This is a genomic window from Roseateles sp. FW305-36, assembly GCF_058787015.1.
This window is the reverse complement of record NZ_JBYSZK010000011.1, coordinates 24,604-49,748: the sequence shown is the minus strand read 5'-3', so window position 1 is coordinate 49,748 and position 25,145 is coordinate 24,604. Positions and strand designations below refer to the sequence as shown.

Annotated in this window: 17 protein-coding genes; 9 read left to right on the top strand and 8 right to left on the bottom strand. The window is 66.8% G+C overall.

Annotated elements, in window-relative coordinates:
• Positions 1-130 precede the first annotated feature (130 nt).
• The 3 genes from AC3WOE_RS20015 (at position 131) to AC3WOE_RS20005 (ending at position 6,695) form a co-directional block, all read left to right on the top strand.
• Positions 131-3,217 carry a TonB-dependent receptor gene (locus AC3WOE_RS20015; protein WP_492692920.1) on the top strand — a complete coding sequence of 1,029 codons (3,087 nt, stop codon included), beginning with the start codon at positions 131-133 and terminating at the stop codon, positions 3,215-3,217.
• Between the two features lie 149 nt (positions 3,218-3,366).
• Complete coding sequence (locus AC3WOE_RS20010; RefSeq protein ID WP_492692918.1) at positions 3,367-5,244, top strand: potassium transporter Kup; 1,878 nt, start codon at positions 3,367-3,369, stop codon at positions 5,242-5,244.
• Between the two features lie 110 nt (positions 5,245-5,354).
• On the top strand, positions 5,355-6,695 hold the full coding sequence (locus tag AC3WOE_RS20005) for an NRAMP family divalent metal transporter (protein WP_492692917.1): 1,341 nt from the start codon (positions 5,355-5,357) through the stop codon (positions 6,693-6,695).
• 18 nt (positions 6,696-6,713) lie between these two features.
• Here the strand turns inward: AC3WOE_RS20005 and AC3WOE_RS20000 are convergent, their stop codons facing one another.
• The 4 genes from AC3WOE_RS20000 to AC3WOE_RS19985 are packed head-to-tail and all read right to left on the bottom strand — an operon-like array spanning position 6,714 to position 12,087.
• Positions 6,714-8,246: a tryptophan halogenase family protein gene (locus AC3WOE_RS20000; RefSeq protein WP_492692915.1), complete on the bottom strand. Its 1,533-nt coding sequence runs from the start codon at positions 8,244-8,246 to the stop codon at positions 6,714-6,716.
• A gap of 32 nt (positions 8,247-8,278) precedes the next feature.
• Complete coding sequence (locus tag AC3WOE_RS19995; protein WP_492692913.1) at positions 8,279-9,766, bottom strand: tryptophan halogenase family protein; 1,488 nt, start codon at positions 9,764-9,766, stop codon at positions 8,279-8,281.
• Positions 9,763-11,154 carry a GH1 family beta-glucosidase gene (locus tag AC3WOE_RS19990; protein ID WP_492692911.1) on the bottom strand — a complete coding sequence of 464 codons (1,392 nt, stop codon included), beginning with the start codon at positions 11,152-11,154 and terminating at the stop codon, positions 9,763-9,765. Before AC3WOE_RS19990 ends, AC3WOE_RS19995 begins: the two co-directional genes overlap by 4 nt.
• Positions 11,155-11,163: 9 nt before the next feature.
• Positions 11,164-12,087 carry a PfkB family carbohydrate kinase gene (locus tag AC3WOE_RS19985; RefSeq protein ID WP_492692910.1) on the bottom strand — a complete coding sequence of 308 codons (924 nt, stop codon included), beginning with the start codon at positions 12,085-12,087 and terminating at the stop codon, positions 11,164-11,166.
• A 159-nt stretch (positions 12,088-12,246) separates the two neighbouring features.
• On the opposite strand from AC3WOE_RS19985, the gene AC3WOE_RS19980 reads away from it, so the two are divergent.
• From AC3WOE_RS19980 to AC3WOE_RS19970, 3 genes are all read left to right on the top strand, one after another.
• The gene (locus AC3WOE_RS19980) at positions 12,247-13,290 is read left to right on the top strand and encodes a LacI family DNA-binding transcriptional regulator (RefSeq protein WP_492692909.1); all 1,044 of its coding nucleotides are present in this window, start codon (positions 12,247-12,249) and stop codon (positions 13,288-13,290) included.
• A gap of 130 nt (positions 13,291-13,420) precedes the next feature.
• Positions 13,421-14,896: an MFS transporter gene (locus AC3WOE_RS19975; protein ID WP_492692907.1), complete on the top strand. Its 1,476-nt coding sequence runs from the start codon at positions 13,421-13,423 to the stop codon at positions 14,894-14,896.
• 10 nt (positions 14,897-14,906) lie between these two features.
• Positions 14,907-16,112 carry a glycoside hydrolase family 27 protein gene (locus AC3WOE_RS19970; protein ID WP_492692905.1) on the top strand — a complete coding sequence of 402 codons (1,206 nt, stop codon included), beginning with the start codon at positions 14,907-14,909 and terminating at the stop codon, positions 16,110-16,112.
• On the opposite strand, the gene AC3WOE_RS19965 is transcribed toward AC3WOE_RS19970, so the two are convergent.
• Complete coding sequence (locus AC3WOE_RS19965) at positions 16,096-16,953, bottom strand: LysR family transcriptional regulator (RefSeq protein WP_492692904.1); 858 nt, start codon at positions 16,951-16,953, stop codon at positions 16,096-16,098. The genes AC3WOE_RS19970 and AC3WOE_RS19965 overlap by 17 nt on opposite strands.
• A gap of 167 nt (positions 16,954-17,120) precedes the next feature.
• On the opposite strand from AC3WOE_RS19965, the gene AC3WOE_RS19960 reads away from it, so the two are divergent.
• Positions 17,121-17,954, top strand: a complete 834-nt coding sequence (locus AC3WOE_RS19960; RefSeq protein ID WP_492693136.1) for a DMT family transporter — start codon at positions 17,121-17,123, stop codon at positions 17,952-17,954.
• Here the strand turns inward: AC3WOE_RS19960 and AC3WOE_RS19955 are convergent.
• Complete coding sequence (locus AC3WOE_RS19955; RefSeq protein ID WP_492692902.1) at positions 17,951-18,817, bottom strand: NmrA family NAD(P)-binding protein; 867 nt, start codon at positions 18,815-18,817, stop codon at positions 17,951-17,953. The genes AC3WOE_RS19960 and AC3WOE_RS19955 overlap by 4 nt on opposite strands.
• A gap of 129 nt (positions 18,818-18,946) precedes the next feature.
• On the opposite strand from AC3WOE_RS19955, the gene AC3WOE_RS19950 reads away from it, so the two are divergent.
• On the top strand, positions 18,947-19,825 hold the full coding sequence (locus tag AC3WOE_RS19950; protein ID WP_492692901.1) for a LysR family transcriptional regulator: 879 nt from the start codon (positions 18,947-18,949) through the stop codon (positions 19,823-19,825).
• A gap of 339 nt (positions 19,826-20,164) precedes the next feature.
• Here the strand turns inward: AC3WOE_RS19950 and AC3WOE_RS19945 are convergent, their stop codons facing one another.
• Both AC3WOE_RS19945 and AC3WOE_RS19940 read right to left on the bottom strand, forming a co-directional pair.
• Positions 20,165-22,861, bottom strand: coding sequence for a TonB-dependent receptor (locus AC3WOE_RS19945; RefSeq protein WP_492692899.1), 2,697 nt, complete (start codon positions 22,859-22,861; stop codon positions 20,165-20,167).
• A 501-nt stretch (positions 22,862-23,362) separates the two neighbouring features.
• Entirely contained in the window at positions 23,363-24,100 is a 738-nt protein-coding gene (locus AC3WOE_RS19940; RefSeq protein WP_492692898.1) for an IclR family transcriptional regulator, read from the bottom strand.
• Between the two features lie 71 nt (positions 24,101-24,171).
• On the opposite strand from AC3WOE_RS19940, the gene AC3WOE_RS19935 reads away from it, so the two are divergent.
• Complete coding sequence (locus AC3WOE_RS19935; protein ID WP_492692896.1) at positions 24,172-25,143, top strand: MBL fold metallo-hydrolase; 972 nt, start codon at positions 24,172-24,174, stop codon at positions 25,141-25,143.
• The last annotated feature ends 2 nt before the right edge of the window (positions 25,144-25,145 follow it).

The window sequence follows — 25,145 nt, the reverse complement described above, 5'->3', positions numbered from 1 at the left end:
CCTAGTAGTCCCAATGTTGGACTGTTTGAATATTGTTAGCGTTACCAAATACCTGCGGCATTAGAAACCGACAGGACTGACACGAGGCCCGCAAGGGCTGGATGTTTCCCACCAAAGAGGAGCAAATAGGATGAGACATTTCAAGAGGACAACGCTGTCCCTGGCCGCCGTTCAGGCGCTGGTCTGGGCAGCCACACCGGCGCTGGCGCAGAACACGCCAGCTCCCGCCGCGGCGGCGACGCCGGCGGCCGACAAAGGCCCTCAGGCCCTGGAGACGGTGGTCGTTTCGGGGCGGCGGGCAGCCCTGGCCTCGGCCCAGAAGCTCAAGCAGGAGTCGGACGAAATCGTCGACTCGGTGGTGGCCGACGAAATCGGCAAGCTGCCGGACCGCTCGGTGTCCGAGGTGCTGCAGCGCATCGTCGGCGCGACGATGTCGCGCGTGTCGGCCTCCAACGACCCGGTGCACTTCTCGGTCGAAGGCTCGGGCGTCAACATCCGCGGCCTGACCTATGTCAGCTCGACGCTGAACGGCCGCGAGACCTTCAGCGCCAATCAGGGCCGCACCCTGGGCTTCGAGGACGTGCCGCCCGAGCTGATGCAGGGCGTCGACGTCTACAAGAACCCCTCGGCCGAGCAGATCGAAGGCGCCATCGGCGGCCTGGTGAACTTGCGCACGGCCATGCCTTTCGACTTCCCCGGCTTCAAGGGCTCGATCTCGGTCGACGTTGCACGCAACAGCCTGGCCAAGAAGAACAAGCCCAGCATCTCGGGCCTGCTGTCCAACACCTGGAACACCGACCTGGGCAAGGTCGGCGCGCTGATCGACGTGGCCCACTCGCTGAGCTCCAACCGTACCGACGGCCTGGTGCTGGACCCGTTCTACAAGGCCACGCCGGACAGCAAGACCTGGTTCTCGCGCGACATGTCGTGGAAGCAGCAGTTCTACGACCGCACGCGTGACGGCCTCTACGGTGCGCTGCAGTGGAAGAAGAACGACGTCGAGTCGTCGCTGACCTTCTTCCGCTCCAAGTTCAAGTTCAACTGGAACGAGAACAACGTCAGCGCCCAGGTCGACCCCTACAACGTGACCGTGCTGAACGGCGTCTACGACACCAATGGCGTGCTGACCAAGGGCACCCTGACCGGCAAGCCGCTGGGCAACGGCCAGTACGACGGCCTGGAGGTCGAGAACCAGACGCGCTACTCCAAGCGCAATTCGCAGACCGACGAGCTGGCCTGGAAGATCGCCGGCAAGGTCAACGAGCAGCTCACGCTGACGTCTGACTTCCAGTACATCCGCTCCAAGACCAACAACTTCGACTCCACGGTGGGCACCGCCGTGTCGCTGCCCAAGGAGCAGGTGGACTACACCGGTTCCATGCCGCGCCTGGTGTTCGATGCCAGCGACCTGGCCATCCTCAACGACCCCAGCAAGTACTACTGGGCCATGATGATGGACCACCTGGACAAGGGCAAGGGAACGCAGAAGTCCTGGAAGGGCGATGCGCGCTGGGTCTTCCACGACAACAAGATCCTCAACGACCTGCGCGTCGGCGTGCGCATCGCCAAGCGCGATGCCGAGACCATCAACAGCAACCCGAGCTACAACTGGGCGACGATCACGCACGCCTGGCAGGTGGGCTGGAACATCGGCGACCTGGCCTACATCACCAAGGCCCCCGACATTCCCACCTACAAGAACACCTACGGCGACTTCATGGGCGGTGGCAAGGCCAACCTGCCGTCGCTGTATTTCCCGGCCGCTTCGGTGGCCTTCGACTGGCCCAACAGCTACAACAAGCTGCACCAGCTCTACCTGAACGAATGCTCGGCCTTTGCGAAGACGGCGGGGTGGGACGGCGCGGGCTGCGCGCAGCAGGCCAACAGCATCCAGGGCGGCGGTGCCTGGCATCCCACGTCCTTCGGCACCGATCCGGCCGGCCGCAACACTCAGGCCGAGACCACCACGGCGGCCTACAGCCAACTGCGTTTTTCCTTCGATGAGGTCGGCCTGCCCGTCGACGGCAACGTCGGCCTGCGCGTGGTCCGCACCAAGAACGAAGCCGACGGCTACACCATCCTGACCACGCAGGCCGCCCCGGCCGGTGCGGTCGGCCTGGCCGTGCCGCAGCTGACGCCGTTCGCCAAGGAGCAGAACTTCAACCAGAGCTTCACGGACTGGCTGCCCAGCCTGAACCTGAAGTACAAGGCCACGGCGGACGGAAGCCTGCAATTCCGCTTCGCTGCGTCGCGTGCACTGGCGCGTCCGCAGTTCAGCCAGATGCAGGGCTTCCTGCAGATGAACCAGACCATCGAGGTGGATGCGCAGAGCGTGCCGCCCAACGTCAAGAAGGTGAACCTGACCGGCACGGCCAGCGGCAACCCCGAGCTCAAGCCGATCCGCTCCGACCAGGAGGACTTGACCGCCGAGTGGTACTTCGCCAAGAACGGCTCGGTCACCATGGCCCTCTTCAACAAGAACCTGAAGGACATCATCGTCAACCAGGCCTTCAACCGCACGGTCAACGACGCCAACGGCAAACCGGTCAATTTCGTGCTGAACGGTCCGGTCAACGGGGCCAAGGGCTATGCGCGCGGCCTGGAGTTTTCCTATCAGCAGTACTTCGAAGGCCTGCCTTCGCTGCTGCAGGGCCTGGGCCTGCAGGCGAACTACACCTATGTGGACAGCAAGGTGAAGCGCTACAACGCGGTGTACACGGGTTACTGCTCGCCGGGCGCCGGCCAGGACAACCTGAACCTGTACATCAACGGTTGCGACACCGACGGCCGCTCCTTCGGCGACATGCCGCTGGACAACCTGTCGAAGAACACCTTCAACATCGCGCTGCTCTACGACCGTGGACCGATCTCTGCCCGCATCGCCTACAACTACCGCGGCAAATATCTCTACGGCGTGGCGCTGAACTCCGACAACACCGGCCCGAACCAGACCAACGCGCTGGACACCAACCCGGGCAGTGCCACTTACGGCCAGCACAACCTGCCCGTCGGCCTGCCGTTGTGGGCGGACGGCTATGGCCAGGTCGATGCCGGCCTGCACGTGAAGGTCGGCGACGATCTGTCGCTGGGTTTCGATGCCACCAACCTGACGAACAAGACGTACAAGCAGATCATGCAGCAGCACATCGGCATGATCGGCCACAACTACTTCACGTCGGGCCGCGGCTACCGCCTCAGCGCGCAGTACAGCTTCTGACGAAGCCATGGGGCCGGGGCGACCCGGCTTCAACGAGAGAGAAGGGCACCGCTTGCGGTGCCCTTTTGATTGGTGGCCATCTGTCCATCTTGATAAGTTCTTGATACGAAACCCTGGAAACTGCGGTATCCCCTCCGGGTCCTCACCGCATGAGCCTTGACAACAAACGCAGCGGCCTGGCCGCCCTGACGCTCGGTGCCATCGGCGTCGTCTATGGCGACATCGGCACCAGCCCCCTCTACACCCTCAAGGAAGTGTTCCTGCCGGCCACCGGCGTCGCGCTGAACGCTCACAACCTTGTCGGCGCCACGTCGGTCATCGTCTGGGCGCTGATGCTGGTGGTCACGCTCAAGTACGTCATCCTCATCCTGCGTGCCGACAACCGTGGCGAAGGCGGCGCGCTGGCGCTGACCGCTCTGGCCGCGCATGCCGTGCAGCAGCGGCCGCGGCTGCGCAACGGCCTGCTGCTGCTGGGCCTGTTCGGCGCGACGCTGTTCTACGGCGACAGCGTCATCACGCCGGCCGTCTCGGTGATGAGCGCCATCGAAGGCCTGGAGATCGTCACTCCCACGCTGAAGCCCTATGTGCTGCCCCTTTCGGCGGCCATCCTGGTGGGATTGTTCGTGGTTCAACGCTTCGGCACGGCGGCGGTCAGCAAGGTGTTCGGCCCGGTCATCGTGCTGTGGTTCGGCGTGCTCGCCGCCGTCGGAGGCCTCCACATCGCCAGCCAGCCGCAGATCCTGGCGGCCCTCAATCCGTTGGAGGCCTGGGCCTTCCTCAGCCAGCGCGGCTGGCATCTGTTCGCCGCGGTCGGCGCGATCGTGCTGGCGCTGACTGGCGCCGAGGCCCTGTACGCCGACATGGGTCATTTCGGCGTCAAGCCCATCCGGCTGGCCTGGACGGGCCTGGTGTTCCCGGCCCTGGCCCTGAACTACCTGGGCCAGGGCGCGCTGCTGATGGGTGACCCCGGTGCCATCGAGAACCCCTTCTTCCGCCTCTTCCCGAATGCGCTGGTGCTGCCCATGGTGGGCCTGGCCGCGCTGGCCACGGTCATCGCGTCGCAGGCCGTCATCTCAGGCGCCTTTTCGATGACCAAGCAGGCCATCTTGCTGGGCTTCCTGCCGCGCCTGACGATGCGCCACACCTCGGCCAGCGAGTCGGGCCAGATCTATGTGCCGGCGGTCAACTGGGCGCTGCTGGCCGGTGTCATCGGTGCCGTGCTGATGTTCGGCAGTTCGTCGGCGCTTGCCGGTGCCTATGGCATTGCCGTGACGCTGACGATGTTCATCACGACAGTGCTGACCTTCTTCGTCGTCCGCGACGGTTGGCGGCTGCCAGCGCCGGTTGCCATCGGCGCCACGGCGTTCTTCCTGGCCGTGGATGCCTTGCTGGTGGCGGGCTGCGCCATCAAGTTCTTCGACGGCGGCTGGTTCCCGCTGGCCCTGGGCTTGATGCTGTTCGTGATGATGAGCACCTGGGCACGGGGCCGCCGGTTGTTGATGGACAGCCTGCGCAGCGAGGGGCTCGAACTGGAGCCCTTCATCGAGAGCCTCGCGCTGGGCGGGGCGCATCGCGCGCAGCGTACGGCGGTCTACACCGTGGCCGACCCCACGCTCGTGCCGCAGGCCTTGCTGCACAACCTCAAGCACAACCAGGTGCTGCACGAGACCAACGTCATCCTCAACGTCGCCTTTCACGACCACCCCGTGGTGGACGAGGCCCGGCGCGTCGAGGTGACGATGCTGGCTGCCGGCTTCTGGCGGGTGCTGGTCCACTATGGATTCATGGAAGAGCCGGACGTGCCCGCCGCGCTCGCGCTGTGCGAGCCCAAGGGACTGGTGGTCCAGCCCTTCGAGACCAGCTATTTCCTCAGCCGTGAGACCGTGGTGCCCACGCCCGGCGGCGGCATGGCGAACTGGCGTGAACGGCTGTTCGCCGCCCTGAGCCGCAACTCCAGCGGGGTGGCCGGCTTCTTCCGCCTGCCGGACAACGCGGTCGTCGAGCTCGGAACGCGGGTCCAGATCTAAGGTCAGCGCGCGCCTACGGGTAACTGAGGGCGCATCCGTCACGGGCTGCGGCGCTGCCGGTACAGCATGCCTTGTCCGACACCAAGTCCGCAGCGGCCCAGGCAACGACCATGACGACGACGCCCCGATCCTCGAGCACCCTCGGCAAACCAGAGGAGCGCTCCGCGTCGGACGCCCCCGCCGAAGACGATGCCAACGTGCTGCAGCGGCTCGGGCCCGGCCTGATCACCGGCGCGGCGGACGACGACCCGAGCGGCATCGCGACCTACAGCCAGGCCGGCGCCCAGTTCCGCTTCGGCCTTGCATGGGCACTGCTGATCACGACGCCGTTGATGATTGCCGTCCAGCTGGTCTCCGCCCGCATTGGCTACATCACGAATCGGGGGCTGGCCGCCAACATGGCGAAAGTCTGCCCCCGCTGGCTCACCGCGCTCGTGGTCCTTTCCCTGGTCGCCGCCAACACCATCAACATCGCGGCCGACGTGTCGGCCATGGCCGAGGCGACCCGGCTGCTGGTGCACGGGCCGCAGTGGCTGTATGTCGTCGGCTTCGGCGCCTTGTCCGCGGTGGCACAGGTCTATCTCTCCTACGAGAAGACCGTGCGCATCCTGAAGTACCTGACGCTCGTGCTGTTTTCCTACGTGGCCGTCGTGCTGGTCGTGAAGGTGCCCTGGGCGCGTGCCTTCGCCGAAGCGGCAACGCCGTGGCGGCACCTCGAGTCGGGCTCGCTCAAGAACTATGCCTCCATGGTGGTCGCCCTGCTGGGCACCACCATCTCGCCCTATCTGTTCTTCTGGCAGGCCACGCAGGAGGTCGAAGACCAGAAGTGCCATCCGCTTCCCGAGCGCCAGCGCCACGAGCTCGCACGTGTCAAGGCGCACCTGAAGTGCATCCGTCAAGACACCTTCGTCGGCATGCTGATGTCCAACGGCATCGCTTTGTGCATCGTGTTGTCGGCAGCCGTCGCGCTGAACCTGCACGGGCATACCGACGTGAAGTCGTCGGCCGACGCGGCCGCGGCCCTGCAGCCGGTGGCCGGCGACCTGGCCTTCGCGGTCTTCAGCCTCGGCATCGTCGGTACGGGTCTGCTGGCCATTCCGGTGCTCGCGGGCTCCGCGGCGTTCGCGGTCAGCGAGGTCTACGGCTGGCGGGCCGGCCTGTCCAAGCGCTTCCAGGATGCCCGGGGCTTCTACGCCATCATCCTGGCGGCGACACTGCTCGGCACCGCCCTGAGCCTCTTGCAGGTCGACGCCATGTCCGCGCTGATCTGGAGCGCCGTCATCAATGGCGTCATCGCCGTGCCGGTGATGGTCATCATGCTGATGATCGGGCGCTCCCGATCGTTGATGGGCCAATTCGTGGTGTCCAGGCCGGTCGAGATCCTCGGCTGGATCGCGACGGGCGTCATGGGCCTGGCCGCCCTCGTCATGTTCATCACGATGGCCCTCTGAGCGCGTGGCCAGCCGCGGCTACATCGGCGTCGCCGGGCAAAACCGCCGCACGAACTCCCCATGCTCCGGCATCGCGGCCACGCAGTTGGCGATCGTGTCGGACACGCCTTTGAAGTAGGCTGCCGTCTCTTCCACGCCCTGCAGTTCGGCCAATGCCAGCCAGCTCTTCGGGCGCAGGTTTTGGCCCTCCATCACTTCGAACCAGCTCGGTTCGCGGAACAGGTCGGTGTCGACGTAGACCAGCCGCCCGCTGGCGGCATAGAGCTCCATGCGCCAGCGCAGCTTGTCGGGGATGGCCATGTTGGCGCAGGCTTGCCAGAAGCTGCCGTCTTGCCGCTGGTTGAGGTGATAGTGCAGCACGATGAAGTCGCGCACCGACTCATAGCGTTCGCGGCTGCGGCGGTTGTACTCGGCGATTTCCGCCGGGTCGAAGCCGTCGCGCGGGAAAGCTTCGATGAGCCCGGCCACGCCCATCTGGATGAGGTGCAGCGCCGTGGACTCCAGCGGCTCGACGAAGCCGGCGCTCATGCCGATGGCCACCACGTTGCGCTGCCAGGCCTGCTCGCGCATGCCGGTGCGGAACTTGATGAGGCGTGGCGCGGCAAGTGCGGGGCCGTCCAGGTGCTGGAGCAGCACGCTGGCTGCCTCGTCGTCGCTGACATGCGCGCTCGAATAGACATGGCCATTGCCCACGCGGTGCTGTAGCGGAATGCGCCACTGCCAGCCAGCGCGGTGGGCGGTGGCGCGCGTGTAGGGCAGCAGCGGCTGGGTGCTCTCGCTGGGCACGGCCCATGCGCGGTCGCAGGGCAGCCAGTGGCTCCAGTCCTCGAACCCGACACCCAGCGCCTTGTCGGTCAGCAGGCCGGCGAAACCCGTGCAGTCGAGGAAGAGGTCGCCTTGCACCTGTTCGCCACTGTGCAATTGCACCGCGCGCACATGGCCCTGCGTCGGCCCGGGCTCCTCGTTGAGCAGCACTTGCACTACCTTGCCCTCGGTGCGGCGCACGCCGCGCGCCTCGCTGAGCTTGCGCAGGTGTTTGGCGTAGAGCCCTGCATCGAAGTGGTAGGCATAGCCCATGTCTGCCATCGGCGAGTTCTGCATCTCCGGCTGGGGCAGCATGAAGCGGTTGGCCCTGGCGGCCATCGCGGACATGACGTAGGCGTCGATAGGCTGGGCACGACCGAGGGCACGCAGGCGCAGCCAGTACTGCGTGAAGTCCACCGGCCACAGCGGCTCCCTGCCGACGCGCCCGAAGCCGTGGAAATAGCGCTCGCCTTGACGGCCCCAGTTCACGAACTCGATGCCGAGCTTGAATGTGCCCTGCGTGGCCTTCAGGAACTCGGCCTCGTCGATGCGGGCCAGGCCGTTGAACATGCGGATCAACGGGATCGTGGCCTCGCCGACGCCCAGGATGCCAATCTCCTCGGACTCGACGAGGCGGATCTCGTAGGGTGGTTTCAGCACGGCGCTGAGCGCCGCGGCCGACATCCAGCCCGCAGCGCCACCACCGACGATCACCACCCGCCGCAGCGGCTTGGCCCAGTTCTCCATCCGATGTCCCCGTGGTCCTTGTTTGCGCGAGTCTAGAGACCCTCGATGCGGCTGCGCAGATAGCAGTCGTGCTCGGGCGTGCGCGCCGCCAGGGCCGCAATGGCCTGGTGGCGCTCGGCCAGATAGCGTGCCGCCAGCTCGGCCGGCATCTCGTCCAGCCAGGGGCTGCGGCGCTTGGGCCAGTGACCCATGCCAGCGTGGATGGCCAGCCAGCTGGCCGCATCGAAGGCTTCGTTGTCGTAGACGTGCAGCGTTCCGGTCTCGCGCCAGGCATGCAGCTTGTATTCCAGCGACTCGGGCAGGGCCATGCCCGTCAGCGTGCGCCAGAACTCGCTGTCGCGGCGCTCGCTCAAAGCGTAGTGCAGGATGATGAAGTCGCGGATGCGCTGGTACTGGCGCAGCTGCTGCACATTGAAGCCGACAGCCGCTTCGGCAGGGTCGGCTTCGCCGAGCAGCGGGATGAGGCGGCCCAGCGCGTTGTGCACCAGGTAGATGGCGGTGGACTCCAGCGGCTCCAGGAAGCCCGCCGACAAGCCGATGGCGACGACGTTCTGGACCCAGAAGCGTTCGCGGTGGCCGGTGCGAAAGCGCAGCAGCCGCGGTTCGGCTAGCAGGGGCGCGTCGAGCTGGGCCAGCAACTGCTCGCGGGCACGGCCCTCGTCGATGAAACGGCTGCTGAACACATGGCCGTTGCCGGTGCGGTCCTGCAGCGGGATGCGCCAGGCCCAGCCGGCCTCCAGGGCCGTCGAGCGGGTGAAGGGCGCCAGCCCGCCCGGTGCGCGTTCCGTGGGCACGGCCCAGGCGCGGTCCACCGGTAGCCAGTGGCCATAGTCGACGAAGCGCTGCTCCAGCGTCTGGCCGATCAGCAGCGAGGCCAGGCCCGAGCAGTCGATGAAAAGGTCGCCCGCGACCTCGCGACCATCGGCCAGGCGCAGTGCGCGCACGCGCCCATCCTCGTGGCGGTCCACGCCGACGACGCGGCCCTCGGTGCGCCGCGCGCCGCGGCCTTCGGCCAGCCGACGCAGGAAGGCGGCGTAGAGCGTGGCATCGAAGTGGTAGGCATAGGTGTAGCGCGAGGCCAGACTGTCCTCGCCTTCGGCCGGGCGACAGAAGCGGCCCTGGCTCGCCATCACCGTCGGCAGGCAGAACTCCCCGAGCGGCGTGCCCGGAGCGGCCTGCAGGCGCCGCAGCTGGCCCCACAGCGCCATCGGGCCGTCGAGTTGGCCGAAGTCGCCGAAGGTGTGGAAGTAATGCTCGCCGCGCTGTTTCCAGTCACAGAACTGGATGCCGAGCTTGTAGCTGCCGCGCGTGGCGGCGAGGAAGTCGGCCTCGTCAATGCCGAGGATGTCGTTGAAGTGGCGGATCGATGGGAAGGTGGCCTCGCCGACGCCGATGATGCCGATCTCCTCGGACTCGACCAGCTCGATGGCGACGCCGCGCAGGCCCGTCGTCAGGGCGGCGGCCGCCATCCAGCCGGCGGAGCCGCCACCCAGGATGACGATGCGCCGGATGCCGTTCATGGCGTTGCCGCGCGCTCCTTCAGGAAGTCTGCATAGGCCAGGGCGCTGCGCTTGAGCGTGCGCTGCTGGGTCTCGAAGTCGACGTGCACGAGGCCGAAGCGGCGCTCGTAGCCGAAGGCCCACTCGAAGTTGTCCATCAGCGACCAGATGAAATAGCCGCGCACGTTGACGCCGTTGTCCATGGCCCGTGAGCATGCCGCGAAATGGGCCTTGATGTAGGCCTGGCGTTGCAGGTCGTCGACTTCGCCGTGGGCGTTCACGCTGTCGTGGCTGGACATGCCGTTCTCGGTGACGTAGAGCGGCGGCAGGTTGGGGTAGTCGCGCTTGAAGGCCTCGAAGAGGTCCTGCAGGCCTTGCGGGTAGACCTCCCAGTCCATGGTGGTGCGCTCGACCTCGGGATGGCGCACCCAGTCGATGGTGTCGGTGCCTTTGGAACGCAGCACGGCGCGGCTGTAGTAGTTGATGCCGAGATAGTCGATGGGGCGGCGGATGATGTCCATGTCGCCCGGCAGCACCAGCGGCTCGGCGCCCTTCCAGTAGCGCCACAGGTCGGCCGGGTACTCGCCCTTGAGCAGCGGGTCCAGCACCCAGCGGTTCTGGTAGGTCTCGAACAGCGAGGCGGCATCGCGGTCCTCGGGCGTGTCCTGGTCGGCATAGCCCGGTGCGCAGTTGGCGACGATGCCGTGCAGGGCCTGGGGCGCATTGGCGCGCAGGGCCGGCAGGGCCAGGCCATGGCCCAGCAGCAGATGGTGCATGGCCTGGGCGGCCCAGCGCGTGGAGACCTTGCCCGGAGCGTGGTGGCCGTCACCGTAGCCGAGATAGGCCGAGCACCAGGGTTCGTTGTGCGTCGTCCAGGCCGCCACATCGCCGTGGCCCGCGAGCTGGCGGCTCATCAGGTCGGCGTAGTCGGCGAAGCGATATGCCGTCTCACGGTTCAGCCAGCCGCCCTTGTCTTCCAGATGCTGGGGCAGGTCCCAGTGATACAGCGTGACGAAAGCGCGGATGCCGCGCGCGGACAGGCCGTCGAGCAGGCGCTTGTAGAAATCGATGCCGCGGGCGTTGGGCTGGCCGTCCAGCGTCATCACGCGCGGCCAGGCGATGGAGAAGCGGTAGGCGTCCAGCCCCAAGCGCTTCAGAATGTCGAGGTCCTGGTCCAGGCGGTGGTAGTGGTCGCAGGCGACGTCGCCGTTCTCGCCGCGCAGCACCTTGCCGGGCGTGGCGCAGAAGCGGTCCCAGATGGACTCGAGGCGGCCGTCTTCATGCGCGGCGCCTTCGATCTGGTAGGACGAGGTACCAGCGCCGAAGACGAAGTCGCGGCGGCGCATGGCCGAGCCGGCGGGCGGTGCGACGAGGTCGGCCAGGGAGGTGGGGGGCGGGGTCAGATCCATGTCGAGACTTCAAGCAGAGGTCGGCAGCGCATGCAGGGCAGTGCGCCAGGGTTGCAGGGCGATGGGGTCGGCGGGCAGGGGGCCGCGCACGCCGCAGATGAAGGAGGCGTAGCGATTGGCCAGGGCGAGCGTGCCGGGCAGGTCGCGATCGAGGGCCAGGCCGGCGAGCAGCAGGGCGGTGAAGGCATCACCGGCGCCAACGGTGTCGACCATGCGCGGCTGGATGACGCCGGCGCCCTGGGCCAGCAGCGCGCCGCCCGGCGCATAGAAGCGCCAGCCGCTGGCGCCGCAGGTCAGCACCAGGCGCTGCAGCGAGAAGCGCGCCATCAGCGCGCTGGCGCGGCCAGCGTCGTCCGGGGCGGCGGCGTCGAACCAGCCGGCGAGCTGGGCCAGCTCCTCGTCGTTGACCTTGACCCAGTCGGCCAGCATCAGCGACTCGGCGGCCAGCAGCCGCGTCTCGCTGCCGGCGCGCAGGTTGAGATCGAGAAAGCGCGTGCCGGCGAAGGGCTTGAGCAATGCACGCAACGCGGCGCGCGAGGCCGGCTGGCGCTGCGCGAGGCTGCCGAAGTACATCCACGTCGGCGCGGCTTCGGCCAGATGCGGGCGGGCAGCGTCGGCATCGATGTGGTCCCAGGCGGCGTCGCCATGGATCTCGAATCGATGGCCAGTAGCGCTTTCGTGCACGCTGACGCGTCCGGTGGCGCGCTGCAGGTCGCGCTGGATGCCGGCGCTGTCCAGGCCGTAGCGGCGCGCGCTGTCCAGCACCAGGCGGCCGTTGTCATCGTCCGCGGCGATGCGGCTGATGAACAGTGCCGGGGCGCCGAGGGCCGCCAGCGAGCGGGCCACGTTGAAGGGCGCGCCGCCGGCAACCGGGCCGTCGTGGAACTCATCGACAAGGGCTTCGCCCAGAACGGCGACGGGAGAGGTGGGCATGCGAAATATTCTATGCAACAAGAAATGTTTAGTGAACAATCGCCAACCTAGGTTTTGCCCCGAGGCCGCTGCCAGGCGTGGCGTCCGAGGGGAGCGCGGGAGGGCGGTGACACAATCGCCGCCGGCACGGGGTGCTAAACAACAGCGGGAGCTTGGGCAATGGCCGACAAGGGAGTGACGATTCGCGAATTGGCCGAGGCCGCGGGCGTGTCCATCGGGACCGTGTCGCGGGCGCTGAAGGGCCAGCCCGGGTTGTCCGAGCAGACGCGCGCCCAGGTGCTGGGCGTGGCCCAGCAGATGGGCTATGACGTCGGCAAGCTGCGCACCGGCAAGCCGCGCCGCATGCTCTTCCTGTACAGCCGCAGCATCGGCTCGCTGGCGAACAACCCCTTCTATTCCTATGTGCTGCACGGCGCCGAGACGGCCTGCCGCGAGGCCGGCGTGCCGCTGAGCATCATGTCGGTGCTGGCGGGCGATGACGTCGCCGGCCAGGTGCGCCGCCACGAGTCGGACGCGCTGCTGGGCGCCGGCTACTTCGATCCCGAGGCTATGGAGGCCATCCGCCGCTGCGAACTGCCGCTGGTGCTGGTGGACCACTTCTACCCCGGTGTGCGCTGCGTCAACGACGACAACCAGCTCGGCGCCTGGCTGGCCACGCGCCATCTGCTGGAAGGCCATTCCAGGCGCATCGCCGCCATCTTCGGCCCGCTGGCCCACTACTCGACCTCGCTGCGCGCCAAGGGCTTTCGCCGCGCGCTGTTCGAGGCCGGCCGCCTGTTCGACCCCGACTACGAAGTCACGCTGGACCCGGCCCTGGAATACCGCGACGCCGGCCGCGACGCGATGCGCCGCCTGCTGGCCCTGCCCGAGCCGCCGGACGCCGTCTTCGCCTACAACGATTCGACGGCCATGTTCGCCATCGAGTACTGCCTGGAGCAGGGCCTGCGCGTGCCCGAGGACATCCGCTTCATCGGCTACGACGACATCGAGGAGGCGGCGCGCAACAAGCCGCCGCTGTCCACGGTGAAGATGGACAAGGAAGCGCTGGGCAATGTCGCGGCGCGGGCCCTCATCGAAGGCGACATCGCGCCCAACGATGCCTCGCTGCCGGTGGAACTGGTGGTGCGCGAAAGCTCGGCGATCACGCCCGCGCCCGTGGCAGCGGCCCCCGCCGCTCGCAAGCCCAAACGCCAGCCGGCTTAGGGCCTTCGCTGCCTGATGCCACGGCGCTGACGGGCCCCAGGGTTTCACCGCCTTTTGTTCGATCGGCGATCGAACGAAAATCTGTCTGTTTACTAAAACAGCGTCGCTTCAAGCGGCCGAGGAGACAGACGTGCTTGCCGATCCCGATGGGGCCGCCGTGCCTGCCATGCCCCGCCCGAGCGCACCGGCGGTGGCGCCTGCGACTGCAGCCAGCGACCGCGTGCCGACCGCGCAGAAAATCGGCTTCGGCCTCGGCTCCTTTCTCGACATGTGGGGCCACTGGCTCTACCAGTCGCTGGCCTTCCACGTCTTCAACGTCTTCCTCGGCGTGGCGCCGGGCCTGATCTCCACGGTCATCTTCCTGAAGATCGCCGTGGACGCCGTCTCGGACGCACTGTTCGGCTGGATCTCTGACAACACCCGCAGTCGCTGGGGTCGGCGCCGGCCCTTCATCCTCGTCGGCGGCGTGCTGGCCGGCATCGGCCTGCCGCTGATGTTCGCCGTCGGCCGCGGCTGGAGCGACAGCGAGTACTTCGTCTTCATGCTGATCTCCACCTGCCTCTATGTGCCGGTGATGAGCTGCTTCAACATGCCCTGGAACAGCCTGGGTGCGGAGATGACGCCCGACTATCACGAGCGCACCCGCGTGATGTCGGTGAAGAACGCGATCCAGAAGATCCCCGAGCTGGCGATGTTCGTCGCCGCCCAGTTCACGACCCTGGCCTTCTTCAACGATGCCAGCGGCAAGCCCGACATCCTGCTCGGCGCCCAGGTCTACACCAGCATCCTCGGCGCGATCATGGTGGTGGTGTCCGTCGCCATCTTCCTGCTGACGCGGGAGCGCTATTACGAGAAGGTCGTGGCGCAGAAGAAGCAGCGCGTGCCTTTCAAGGACACCCTTTACCGCACGCTGAAGAACAAGCCCTTCCGCCAGATGCTGGGCACCATGCTGGCCTACAACATGGCCACGTCCATGGTGGGCCTGCTGGGCTATTACGCGACGGTCTACTACGTCTGTGGCGGCAACGTCGTCGAGGCCACCAAGTGGAACTCGCTGATGGGCATGGCCGGCCTGGTCTGTGGCCTGGTCGGCATCGTCTTCGCCGGCTGGGTGGCCAGACACCGAGGCAAGCGCAATGCGCTGATGACCATGCTCGTGCTGGGCATCGTCGCCTTCATCGGCGACTGGTTCTTCTACAACCCGCAGCTGCCCTGGTTGCAGCTGTTCGCCAGCGGCGGCGTGGCCTTCATCGGCGCGGGCTTCTGGACCATCTATGGCTCGGCTACGGCCGACATCATCGACCACGACGAACTCTCCAGCGGCCAGCGCCGCGAGGGCTCGTTCGCGGCCTGCGGCTCGTGGATCTCCAAGGTTGGCCTGGCCCTGGGCAATGGCGCCTCGGGCTGGGTGCTGATGTTCACCGGCTTCGACGCCAAGCTGCCCGTGCAGGGCGAGGACGCACTGCTGCTGATTCGCATCTTCCTGTCGGGCATCCCCATCTGCGGACTGCTCGTCGCTCTCTACATCGTGTCGCGCTACTTCCTGACGGAGCAGCGCATGCACGAGATTCGCGCCGAGCTGGAAGCACGCCGCGGCACTGTTTAAGGATTCCGTGATGACTGCAATCTGGCTGCGCTGCACGCTTGCCTTGTTGGCTTTCGTCTGTGTCGTGGTGCAGGCCGCCCCGCACGAGACGCTCAAGCTCGACGCCCCCAAGCCCAATCTCGCGCCCACGCCGCCCATGGGCTGGAACTCCTGGAACAAGTTCGCCTGCAATGTGTCTGAGCAGCTGATCCGCCAGCAGGCCGACGCCATGGCGGCCTCCGGCATGAAGGCCGCGGGCTACACCTATCTCGTCATCGACGACTGCTGGCAGAAGAGCCGCGACGCCGACGGCAACATTCAGCCCGATCCGGAGCGCTTTCCGTCCGGCATGAAGGCCCTGGCCGACTATGTGCACGGCAAGGGGCTCAAGTTCGGCCTCTATTCCGATGCCGGCGCGCTGACCTGCGGCGGCCGTCCGGGCAGCGCCGGCCATGAGTTCCAGGATGCGCGCCAATATGCGAAGTGGGGCGTGGACTGGCTGAAATACGACTGGTGCTACACCGGCCCGCGCAACCCCGAAGCGGCCTACACCATCATGGCCAAGGCCCTGCGCGAATCGGGCCGCGACATCGTGCTGTCCATCTGCGAATGGGGTTCGAGTCAGCCCGGCCGCTGGGCCCCGCCCATCGGCCATCTGTGGCGCACCACGGGCGACATCTGGGATGCCTGGAAGGGCAAGAAGGAGTGGTCGCACGGGCTGCTGGACATCATCGACATGAATGCCGATCTGTGGGCCGACGCCGCGCCCAATGGCTGGAACGACCCCGACATGCTGGAGGTCGGAAACGGCGGCATGACGACGACGGAGTACGAGAGCCACTTCTCCATCTGGGCCATGCTGGCTGCGCCGCTGATCGCCGGCAACGACATGGCGAAGATGGATGGCGACACCCGGCGCATCCTGACCAACGCCGAGGTCATCCGCGTCGACCAGGACCCGCTGGGCCGCCAGGGCCGGCGTATCTGGCGTCAGGGTGATCTGGAAGTCTGGGTGCGGATCCTGGTCGGTGGCGACCGGGCGGCGGTGCTGTTCAACCGTGGTGAGAAGCCGGCCGACATCAAGGTGACGTGGGAGCAGCTGGATCTGGCACCCAAGCTCAAGGCCGAGGTGCACGATCTCTGGTCAGGCAAGAAGGTGCGTGGCATCTCAGGCGAGTTCGGCGGCCGTGTCGCACCTCACGGCGTGCTGATGATCCGCGTCACGCCCTCGCCCTGAGCGTCTCCACCAGCATGCGCTGCAGGCTGTCCACCGCCTTGTTGCCCTTGGACGCCTGGCTGCGATAGACCGCCACCTCCATCGGCTCCAGCGGCCCCAGGCCATGCTCGGTGCCCAGCAACTGCAGATGGGGCGGTGCGCTGCACTGCGTCAGCACGGCGATCGCCAGGCCGCTTTCAACGGCGGCGATCTGCCCGGCGAGGCTGGAGCTGTTGTAGACGATCTTGTAGGGCCGCCCCTGCAGGGCCAGCGCGTTGATGGCGCTGCGCCGGCCGAGGCTGGCTTCCTCGTAGACCGCGATGGGCAGGGGGTTGCGGCGCCAGACGTCGAACTGCGCCGAGCCTACCCAGACCATGGGCTCGTGGAAGAGCAGGGTGCCGCGCCGCGCGTGGTCGCGTGAGACCAGGGCCAGGTCGAGATCGCCGCTCGCCACGCGCGGGATCAGCGAGGTCGACTGCTCGCAGTCGAGCTGGATCTCGACGCCGCCATGGCGCGGCGCGAAGCGCTTCAGCACCGGCGTCAGGTATCGGCTGGCGTAGTCGTCAGGCACACCCAGCTTCACCACGCCCGCGACATCGTCCTCGCGCAGCGCCGCCTGGGCCTCGGCCTGCAGGTCCAGCATGCGGCGCGCATAGCCCAGCAGGGTCTGGCCCTCGTGGGTGAGGGCCAGCTGGCGCGCATCGCGTTCGAGCAGGCGGTGGCCGACGGCCGCCTCCAGCTTCTTCAGCTGCATGCTGACGGCCGACTGCGAGCGGTGGATCTCGGCGGCGGCACTGGACAGCGAGCCGGCGTCGACGGTGGCGACAAAGCATTTCAGCCAGTCGATCTGCAAATCGCGCATGAATTCGAAAATCGGATTCTGTGGCGCTGAATTATGCGCTTTTCGGAATCTCGGCCGGGCGGCACATTGGCGCCATGAAGTACCTTGCCGCACTCGCCTTTCCCGCTGTCTCGACGCGCCCGCTCACCCTCACGGCCGGCCCGCTCGATGCCCGCGCGAGCGGCCTCATGCTGCTGCTGTGCTGCCTCTGGGGCCTGCAGCAGGTGTCGCTCAAGGCCGTGGCGGGTCAGGCCAGCCCGATGCTCATGATCGCGCTGCGCTCCGGCGTTGCGCTGCTGCTGCTGGCCGGCCTGATGCGCTGGCACGGCGAAGCGCTGGATCGCCGCCGCTGGGCGGCCGGCGCGGTGGCGGGTTCGCTTTTCGCCCTGGAATTCCTGCTGGTGGCGGTGGCGCTGCAGTTGACCCAGGCCTCGCACGTCGTCGTCTTCCTCTACACCTCGCCGCTGTTCACGGCCCTGGGCCTGCATGGGCGGCTGCCGGCGGAGCGGCTGGATGCGCGCCGCTGGGCCGGCATCGCCCTGGCCTTTGGCGGCATCGCATGGGCCTTTCTCGATGGCGGCGGCGCCCGCGACGGCTGGGCCCTGCTGGGCGACATGCTGGCCGTGATGGCGGGCCTGGCCATGGGCGCGACAACGGTCACCATCCGCTGCACCCGCCTGGCGGCCGCGCCGGCGACCGAGACGTTGTTCTACCAGTTGCTCGGTGCCTTCCTGCTGCTGCTGCCGGGCGCCTGGCTGACCGGGCAATGGCGCTTCGAGCCGACGACCACTGTCTGGGCCCACCTCGGCTTTCAGAGCCTGGTCGTGTCCTTCGCCAGCTTCCTGACCTGGTTCTGGCTGCTGCGCCGCTACCTGGCCTCGCGGCTGGGCGCCTTCACCTTTCTGACGCCGCTTTTCGGCGTGCTGCTGGGCGTCCGGCTGCTGGGCGAGACGCTGGCGCCCAGCTTCGTGGCCGGCAGCCTGATGGTGCTGGCCGGCATCGCCCTCGTCAGCCGGCGTTAGGCCGCTACACGCTCGGCCACGAAGGCCTGGTAGGTGCGCAAGGGGCGGCCCAGCAGTTCCTCGAGCCGGCGGGCCGCGCCCGCAGCCGGAATCTGGCCGAGCTGCTGGATGCGGTCCATCATCAGTCGCAGGTCGTAGGCCAGCCAGCCCGGCGCGTTCTGGGCCAGCTGCGCTTCGAAGGCCTTCACGTCGTCGCCGGCGTAGCGGATCTCGCGCTTCAGTGCCTGGCTCCAGACGGCAGCGGCCGATTCGCCGGTGAAGACCTCGTTGCCGGCGACTTCCAGCGTCAGGCGGGGCAGGGGCTCGGGGGCGCGGTCGCGGCGCAGCAGTTCGGCCACGGCAATGTCGGCGATGTCGCGCACGTCCACCATGGCGCAGCCCTTGCTGCCGATGGGCATGGGGAAGACGCCGTAGCCTTCGATGACGGGCTGGATGCTGACGTCGTTCTGCATGAAATAGGCGGGCCGCAGGATGGTCGCCGGCAGGTCCAGGCTTTCGATCATGCGTTCCACCGTGTGCTTGCCGGTGAAGTGGGGCACGTCGGTGTAGAGGTCGGCGTGGATGACCGACAGATAGACGATGCGCTGGATGCCGGCCTCGCGGGCGATGTTGAGGGCCTGCAGGGACTGCGTGACCTCGTCGGCGGCCAGGGCGTTCAGCAGGAAGAGGGTGCGCACGCCGGACATGGCCTGGCGCAGCGATTCGACATCGGTCAGGTCGGCGACGACGCCGTTGACGCCGGCTGGCAGGGAGTGGCCGCCGGTCTGGCGAACCATGGCCGTGACTTGCGCGCCTTGCCGGGCCAGACCTTGGACGACGAGGGAACCGACGGTGCCGGTGGCGCCGATGACGAGGATGCTCATGATGGACTTTCGTGAAGGGGGTTGAGGGGGAGAGGTCAGCCCTTGGTTGGGCTTGGACGAAAGATAGGCCGTTGCATTCGATAAACACAGACGCCAGAATCAAGACGATCTGTCTTGGATATGGGACATATGGACCTGAATGCCCTGGCCGACTTCAACCTGGTGGCCACCCATGGCGGTTTCGGGCGCGCGAGCCGGGCCAGTCGGCGCTCCAAGGCGACGCTGTCGCGGCGGGTCGCCGACCTGGAGGAGCAGCTGGGCGTGCGCCTCATCGAGCGTGGCGCCAAGGGCCTGGAGCTGACCGAGGCCGGCCAGCGTCTGCTCAGTCGGACCGAAGGGCCCATGCATGAGGTGGAAGACGCCTTCAGGTCGGCGCGCGAAGCACCCGGCAAGGTCAGCGGCCGCCTGCGGGTGGCAGCGCCCATCCTGTTTTCACAGCTGGCGATGGGGCGGCTGGCGGCCGAATTCCGGCAGCTTCATCCCGAGGTCACGCTGGAGGTGGTGGGGGAGGACCGTGTGGTGGACCTGGTCGACGAGCAGTTCGACGTGGCCATCCGGCCCAACCCGCGCGTGGACACGGCCCTCGTCGGGCGCTGCTTCGCGAAGGACAGGCTGGTGGTCGTCGCGGCGCCTGCCATCACCCTGCCGGAGCCGGGCCAGGCCGCCAGCCGCGTGGCTGCCGCCGTCAGCGCCTACCGTGACGGCGAGACTTGGGCCCTGGATGGTGGCCGGCTGCTGATCGAGCCCGTGCCCGTGCTCAGGCTGTCGTCGATGCTGATGCTCAGGGACGCGGCGCTGGCGGGCGCGGGCGCGGTCCTGGTGCCCAAGTCCATCGTCTGGAAGCAGCTCGGCAGCGGCGAGCTGCTGCAGTGGGGAGCTCTGGAAGGCAAGGACGTGGAGCTGTGGGTGCTCCACACCTCGAGGCGACTGGCCAGTCCCAAGGTGAAGGCCTTCGTCGAGTTCATGGGCTCCCGCTATCCCGAAGGCCGCCTGGTGCTGGCAGGCTAGCGCACATGAAAAAGAGGCCCCGAACAGTCCGTGTCAATACTCTGACGCCGACCTGAAGCCTTGAAGACAATGCCCTGCAACGCGAGTTGCAGGGCATTGTTCATATGGGCTATCTGCAAGGGCAGAGCCGGGATCAGGGCAGCCTGTTCCCGGTATCGCTGGACGAGTTGATCGGGCCGGAGCATGTGTGCCGTAGCGCGCACCGCGTCGTGGATCAATTTGGCGCCCACAAACAAAAACGCCCCGATCAACTCGGGGCGTATTGCTATCGGTGGCCATCGCAGCCGTTTTGACACGGACTGCGAAGGGCCCCTTTTCGTTCCGTGCTGCGAGCAGCGCTTAGAACGAGTACGTGCCGCGCACGTAGTAGGTGCGGCCAGCCGCGTTGGCGTAGCGCGAATCCCAGCCACCGGACTGGAACAGGTCGCCCTGGTTGGTGAACGGCGGATCGCGGTCGAACAGGTTGCGAACGCCCAGCACCAGGGACGCGCCCTTGATGGGCGACCAGCTGCCGTACAGGTCGGTCGTGGTGAAGGCCGAGACGCGGTTGGTCGGGGTGAAGTCCAGATAGCCCGACTTGTAGTGCACCGCGGTACCCACGGCGAAGCTGTCGTAGGCCCAGTTCGCCGTCAGGTTGTGCTGCCACTTGAAGACCGGACCGGCGCCGGAGTAGCGGCCCACGTTCTGGTTCCAGGGACCCGACGGGTAGTCCTGGTACTCGTACTTGTTGACGAAGGTGCTGTTCAGCGCGAAGTCGAACTGGCCGACGCCGGACTTCAGGCGGTACTGGGCGCTCAGGTCCACGCCGTTGGTGTTGGTGCCACCCAGGTTCTGGTTCAGCTGCTCAACATAACCGCACTTCGGGCCCGGGCAGTTGCTGGTGATGGACAGCAGGTTGCCAGGTTGCGAGAAGTGGAAGTACTGCTGGAACTGCGTGTAGTTCTGGAACAGCGTCGACTGCGGCAGCACGGCGATGGCGTTCTTGATCTTGATCGCCCACAGGTCGATGCCCAGGCTGAGGTCAGTCATCGGCTCGAACACGGCGCCCAGGGTGTAGTTCTTGGCCTTCTCAGGCTTCAGGAAGGGGTTGCCGCCGTTCTGGACCTGGAACTGGCCATTGCAGTTGGCCTGCGAGGCGCCGGGGATGGCCGTGCCGCCCGGGCAGTTGATCGGGTTGTTGAAGTTGCCGGCCGTGTTGGTGAACGACGTCGAGCTGTAGAGCTCGAACAGCGTCGGTGCGCGGAAGCCCGTGGAGGCCGAACCGCGGAACAGCATTTCCTTGCTGGGCTGGAAGCGGAAGGAAATCTTGGGATTGGTGCTGTCGCCGAAGTCGCTGTACTTGTCGTAGCGCAGCGAGCCGGTCAACTCCAGGGCCTTGTTGATCGGCACATTGACTTCGGTGTACGCCGCGTAGACCTTGCGCGTGCCCTTGGAGGTCGCGTCCGGATCGACACCGGTGGAGGCCGAGACGAGCTGGGCGAAATCCTTGATCGGATGCGAGTCGAAGTCCTCGTGGCGGTACTCGCCACCCACAGCGATCGCTGCCGGGCGGCCAGCGCCGACCCAGTCACCCAGTTCGCGGCTGGCCGTGACCTTGAAGATGTTGACCTTGCCGACGGCCGTCTGCAGCTTGCCGTTCAGGGCCGCCTTTTCCAGCAGCGCGGTGCCAGCAGCGCTTTGGGCGCCGAAGGGGTTGATGACGCCTTCCAGCAGGCCTTCGCCGATCATGTCGCCGTCACCGTAACCGCCGGTCAGGTTCTGGTCGACGGTGTTCTTGTTGGCCGAGAACTTGACCGAGTAGTCCCAGTTCATCGCATTGCCGTCGGCGGACAGCACGATGCGGCTTTGCTTGTTCTCGTTCATCTGGGTGCGCGAGCCGTTGGGGAAGTCGCGCCAGAGAACGTAGACGAAGCCCGGCTGCACGGCCACCGGGTTGGCAAAGGCAGCAGAAGGGTTGAAGGGCTTGGTGCCCGCCGAGCCGTCGTCGAAGGTCGGATCGACGTGGGCCGTGGGGAAATAGGGGTTGGGCTGACCATTGGGCATGGTCGGGTTCATGTAGTAGCCGCCGTAGGGCACGGGGGCGATGCGCGTCGTGACCCGGTTGCGGGTCAGGAAGGCTTCGGCGCCCAGTTCCAGCGAATCATTGACGCGCAGCGTGCCCTTGAGCATGCCGGACGCCGTGTCCGACTTCGGCGCGAAGTCGACGAAGTTGGGCGTGACGATCTTGCACTGCGTGCCGCCAGCAATGGGGATCAGCGAGGTGCCAGCGCAGCCCGGAGCCGCCGGGTTGTACAGCGTGCCGAAGTCCTGGGTGTAGTTGGCCGGGTCGGTGCTGTTAGACAGGCCGCCGACGATGCGCTTGTTGAAGTTGCGCTGGTCACCGGCGATGGGGTCTTCCTTCTTCACGCTGAGGAAGGCCAGCACATTGAAGTTCTGGGTGGCGAGGTCACCGAAGCCGACGCCGACGTTGGCGCTCTTGGCGCGGCCGCCGGCGCCCTTGGGCCGGTCGTAGCCGAGCGTGAGGGTGCCGCCGTTGTAGCTCTTCTTCGTGATGAAGTTGATCACGCCGCCGATGGCGTCGGTGCCGTACAGGGCCGAGGCGCCGTCACGCAGCACTTCGATGCGTTCGATGGCCGCGAACGGGATCATGTTCAGGTCGGGTGCCGAGCCGTCGACCGCGTTGTTGGCGATGCGCTCACCGTTCAGCAGCACCAGGGTCTTGTCGGCGCCGATGCCGCGCAGGTCGGCGAAGGACGCGCCGCCGCTGCCCGAGCCGATGGACTGGGCCGCGTTGACGGAGGACTGGACGGCCGTCAGGTTGGCCATGATCTGCTCGACCGACGTCACGCCGGCGCTGCGCAGGTCGGCCATCTTGACGATGGTGACCGGCACGGACGTTTCCGCGTCGATGCGCTTGATGGCAGAACCGGTGACGGTCACGCGCTCGATCTGTTGCGGCTCGGCCTGTTGGGCCCAAGCGCTGAAACCGCCGACGGTCAACAGGACCGCGGCGGCGACTTTGGTTTGCTTATGCATCTCTGCTCCAGAAAAAACGTGGCAAGCGGGTGGCTTGCCATCGGATTCAGCCGATTTGAGAGCGCCCGATCGGGCGCTGGCTGTCCGTCAAATTTTCTGGCCTCGTGGAAACCCCAGGTGTCTAGGGAATCCTCGGGGTGATGCGTAAATCTGTGTGCGAGCGAACGTTTTTGAACGCTAGCTTGTTGATCCAGAAAGGATTTCTGGCGATTCTGAAGTGCTTGTGCGGGTTCGAGCGCGATGCGTTTTACCAACTGGTAAAACTGCTTCACATTACTTATCTATGCAGCAATATATGTAAATGAAATGACCCGCCATATATTGCTTTTCAGGAACTATTCGAATATTTATGACTTCGATTGGGTCATAAATATGCGAGATGACCTGACAGAGCACCCCGCACCCCACCAAATTCGCAGTCCCTAGATTGCAAAAATAGTTTGCGGTGTTTGTCGGGAAATTGCCTGTCGCCAGCCTGTCAGGCGCGCGCCGCTGTGCTGCTCAGTGGCCGAGCCGGCGCGACAACAGGCGGGCAGCCTGCTGCAGCGAGGCGATCAGTGCAGCTTGCGGCGCCGTGTCGAAGCTGGGGCTGGACCCGATCGCCGTCAGCGCCAGCACGAGGCGGCCCGAAGCATCGAAGACCGGCGCAGCGGCCGCACTGACGCCGGCGACGACGCCGTCGCGCGACGTCGCCAGGCCATCGCGGCGAACGGCCTCGATGAGATCCGCGTCGGGCAGGGGTTCGCCCAGGTTGGCCGCGTCCTCGGGTCGCCAGGCCGCGAACAGCCGGCCCGATGCCGTGCCCGCCAGGCTCATCACCGTGCCGTGGCGCATGCTGATGTGTACCGGCGTCGGCCCCTCGGCCACGCGGACGATGGTCGGCCCGCGCGCGCCCCACACCGCGATGGCCACGGTGTGACCGAGCTGCACGGCCAGCTCCTCGATGACGGGCGTGGCCAGCCGCACGGGGTCGTACTGCTGCAGGCTGATCAGTCCCAGCTGCAGGGCCAGCGGCCCGAGGCCGTAGCGACCGCTGCCGCCGTCCTGCTCCACCAGGCCCAGCTTGATGAAGCTGACCAGATAGGGGTGGGCCTTGGCCGGCGTCATGCCGGCCTCGCGAGCCAGGTCCTTGAGCGCCATCGGTCGGCCATGGTGGGCCAGCGCCAGCAGCAATTGGCCGCCGACCTCGATGCTCTGGATGCCTCTCGGTTCCTTGCTGGGGGGCTGCGCGTCGCTCATGGCAAAAATTCTATATTGCTGAATTAATTTGGAATAGGCTAAATTTCAGCCTTCGCTGTTGGAGATCGCCGATGACCGGAACGAAAGCCTTCGCCTCGCAAGCCGACCTGGAAGAGAAGCAGGTCACCTTCGAGCGCCTGTCCGAGCACGCCTGGGCCTACACGGCCGAGGGCGACCCCAACACCGGCATCGTCATCGGCCGCGATGCGGCCATGGTGATCGACACCCAGGCCACGCCCGTGATGGCGGCAGACGTGATTCGCCGCATCCGTGAGGTGAGCGCGGTGCCCATCAAATACGTGCTGCTCAGCCACTACCACGCGGTGCGCGTGCTGGGTGCGTCGGCCTTCAAGGCCGAAGGTCTGGAGCAGGTCATCGCCAGCGAGGCGACGCTGGCCCTCATCCAGGAGCGCGGCGAGCAGGACAAGGCCAGCGAGATCGGCCGCTTCCCGCGCCTGTTCCGCAACGTCGAGTCGGTGCCTGCCGGGCTGACCTGGCCGACGCTGACCTTCTCTGGCCGCCTCACCCTGGACCTGGGAGGCGTCAAGGTCGAGATGTTCTCGCCCGGCCGCGGCCACACGGCGGGTGACACGGTGGCCTGGCTGCCGCAGGAGAAGGTGCTGTTCAGCGGCGACCTGGTCGAGTTCGATGCGACGCCGTATTGCGGCGATGCGCATTTCCAGGACTGGCCGGGCACGCTGGAGGCGATCGCCAAGCTGAACGCGTCTGCCTTGGTGCCCGGTCGCGGCCCGGCGCTGAAGGGCGCGGAGCAGGTCGCGGCTGGCCTGGACGGCACGCGCGCCTTTGTCAGCGAGCTCTATGCCGCCGTGCAGGCCGGCGTGAAGGCCGGCGAGGAGCTGAAGGCCGTCTACCAGCGCACCATGGCGGCGTTGCGGCCCAAGTACGGGCACTGGGTCATCTTCGACCACTGCATGCCTTTCGACGTGACGCGGGCCTATGACGAGGCCGGTGGCACTTCGCACCCGCGCATCTGGACCGCGGAACGCGACGTCGAAATGTGGAAGGCTCTGGAGGGAGCTTGAGC

Coding starts and splice junctions, on each gene's coding strand:
- AC3WOE_RS20015 (WP_492692920.1), top strand. CDS start 131: ATGAGACATTTCAAGAGGACAACGCTGTCCCTGGCCGCCGTTCAGGCG.
- AC3WOE_RS20010 (WP_492692918.1), top strand. CDS start 3,367: ATGAGCCTTGACAACAAACGCAGCGGCCTGGCCGCCCTGACGCTCGGT.
- AC3WOE_RS20005 (WP_492692917.1), top strand. CDS start 5,355: ATGACGACGACGCCCCGATCCTCGAGCACCCTCGGCAAACCAGAGGAG.
- AC3WOE_RS20000 (WP_492692915.1), bottom strand. CDS start 8,246: ATGGAGAACTGGGCCAAGCCGCTGCGGCGGGTGGTGATCGTCGGTGGT.
- AC3WOE_RS19995 (WP_492692913.1), bottom strand. CDS start 9,766: ATGAACGGCATCCGGCGCATCGTCATCCTGGGTGGCGGCTCCGCCGGC.
- AC3WOE_RS19990 (WP_492692911.1), bottom strand. CDS start 11,154: ATGGATCTGACCCCGCCCCCCACCTCCCTGGCCGACCTCGTCGCACCG.
- AC3WOE_RS19985 (WP_492692910.1), bottom strand. CDS start 12,087: ATGCCCACCTCTCCCGTCGCCGTTCTGGGCGAAGCCCTTGTCGATGAG.
- AC3WOE_RS19980 (WP_492692909.1), top strand. CDS start 12,247: ATGGCCGACAAGGGAGTGACGATTCGCGAATTGGCCGAGGCCGCGGGC.
- AC3WOE_RS19970 (WP_492692905.1), top strand. CDS start 14,907: ATGACTGCAATCTGGCTGCGCTGCACGCTTGCCTTGTTGGCTTTCGTC.
- AC3WOE_RS19965 (WP_492692904.1), bottom strand. CDS start 16,953: ATGCGCGATTTGCAGATCGACTGGCTGAAATGCTTTGTCGCCACCGTC.
- AC3WOE_RS19960 (WP_492693136.1), top strand. CDS start 17,121: ATGCTGCTGCTGTGCTGCCTCTGGGGCCTGCAGCAGGTGTCGCTCAAG.
- AC3WOE_RS19955 (WP_492692902.1), bottom strand. CDS start 18,817: ATGAGCATCCTCGTCATCGGCGCCACCGGCACCGTCGGTTCCCTCGTC.
- AC3WOE_RS19950 (WP_492692901.1), top strand. CDS start 18,947: ATGGACCTGAATGCCCTGGCCGACTTCAACCTGGTGGCCACCCATGGC.
- AC3WOE_RS19945 (WP_492692899.1), bottom strand. CDS start 22,861: ATGCATAAGCAAACCAAAGTCGCCGCCGCGGTCCTGTTGACCGTCGGC.
- AC3WOE_RS19940 (WP_492692898.1), bottom strand. CDS start 24,100: ATGAGCGACGCGCAGCCCCCCAGCAAGGAACCGAGAGGCATCCAGAGC.
- AC3WOE_RS19935 (WP_492692896.1), top strand. CDS start 24,172: ATGACCGGAACGAAAGCCTTCGCCTCGCAAGCCGACCTGGAAGAGAAG.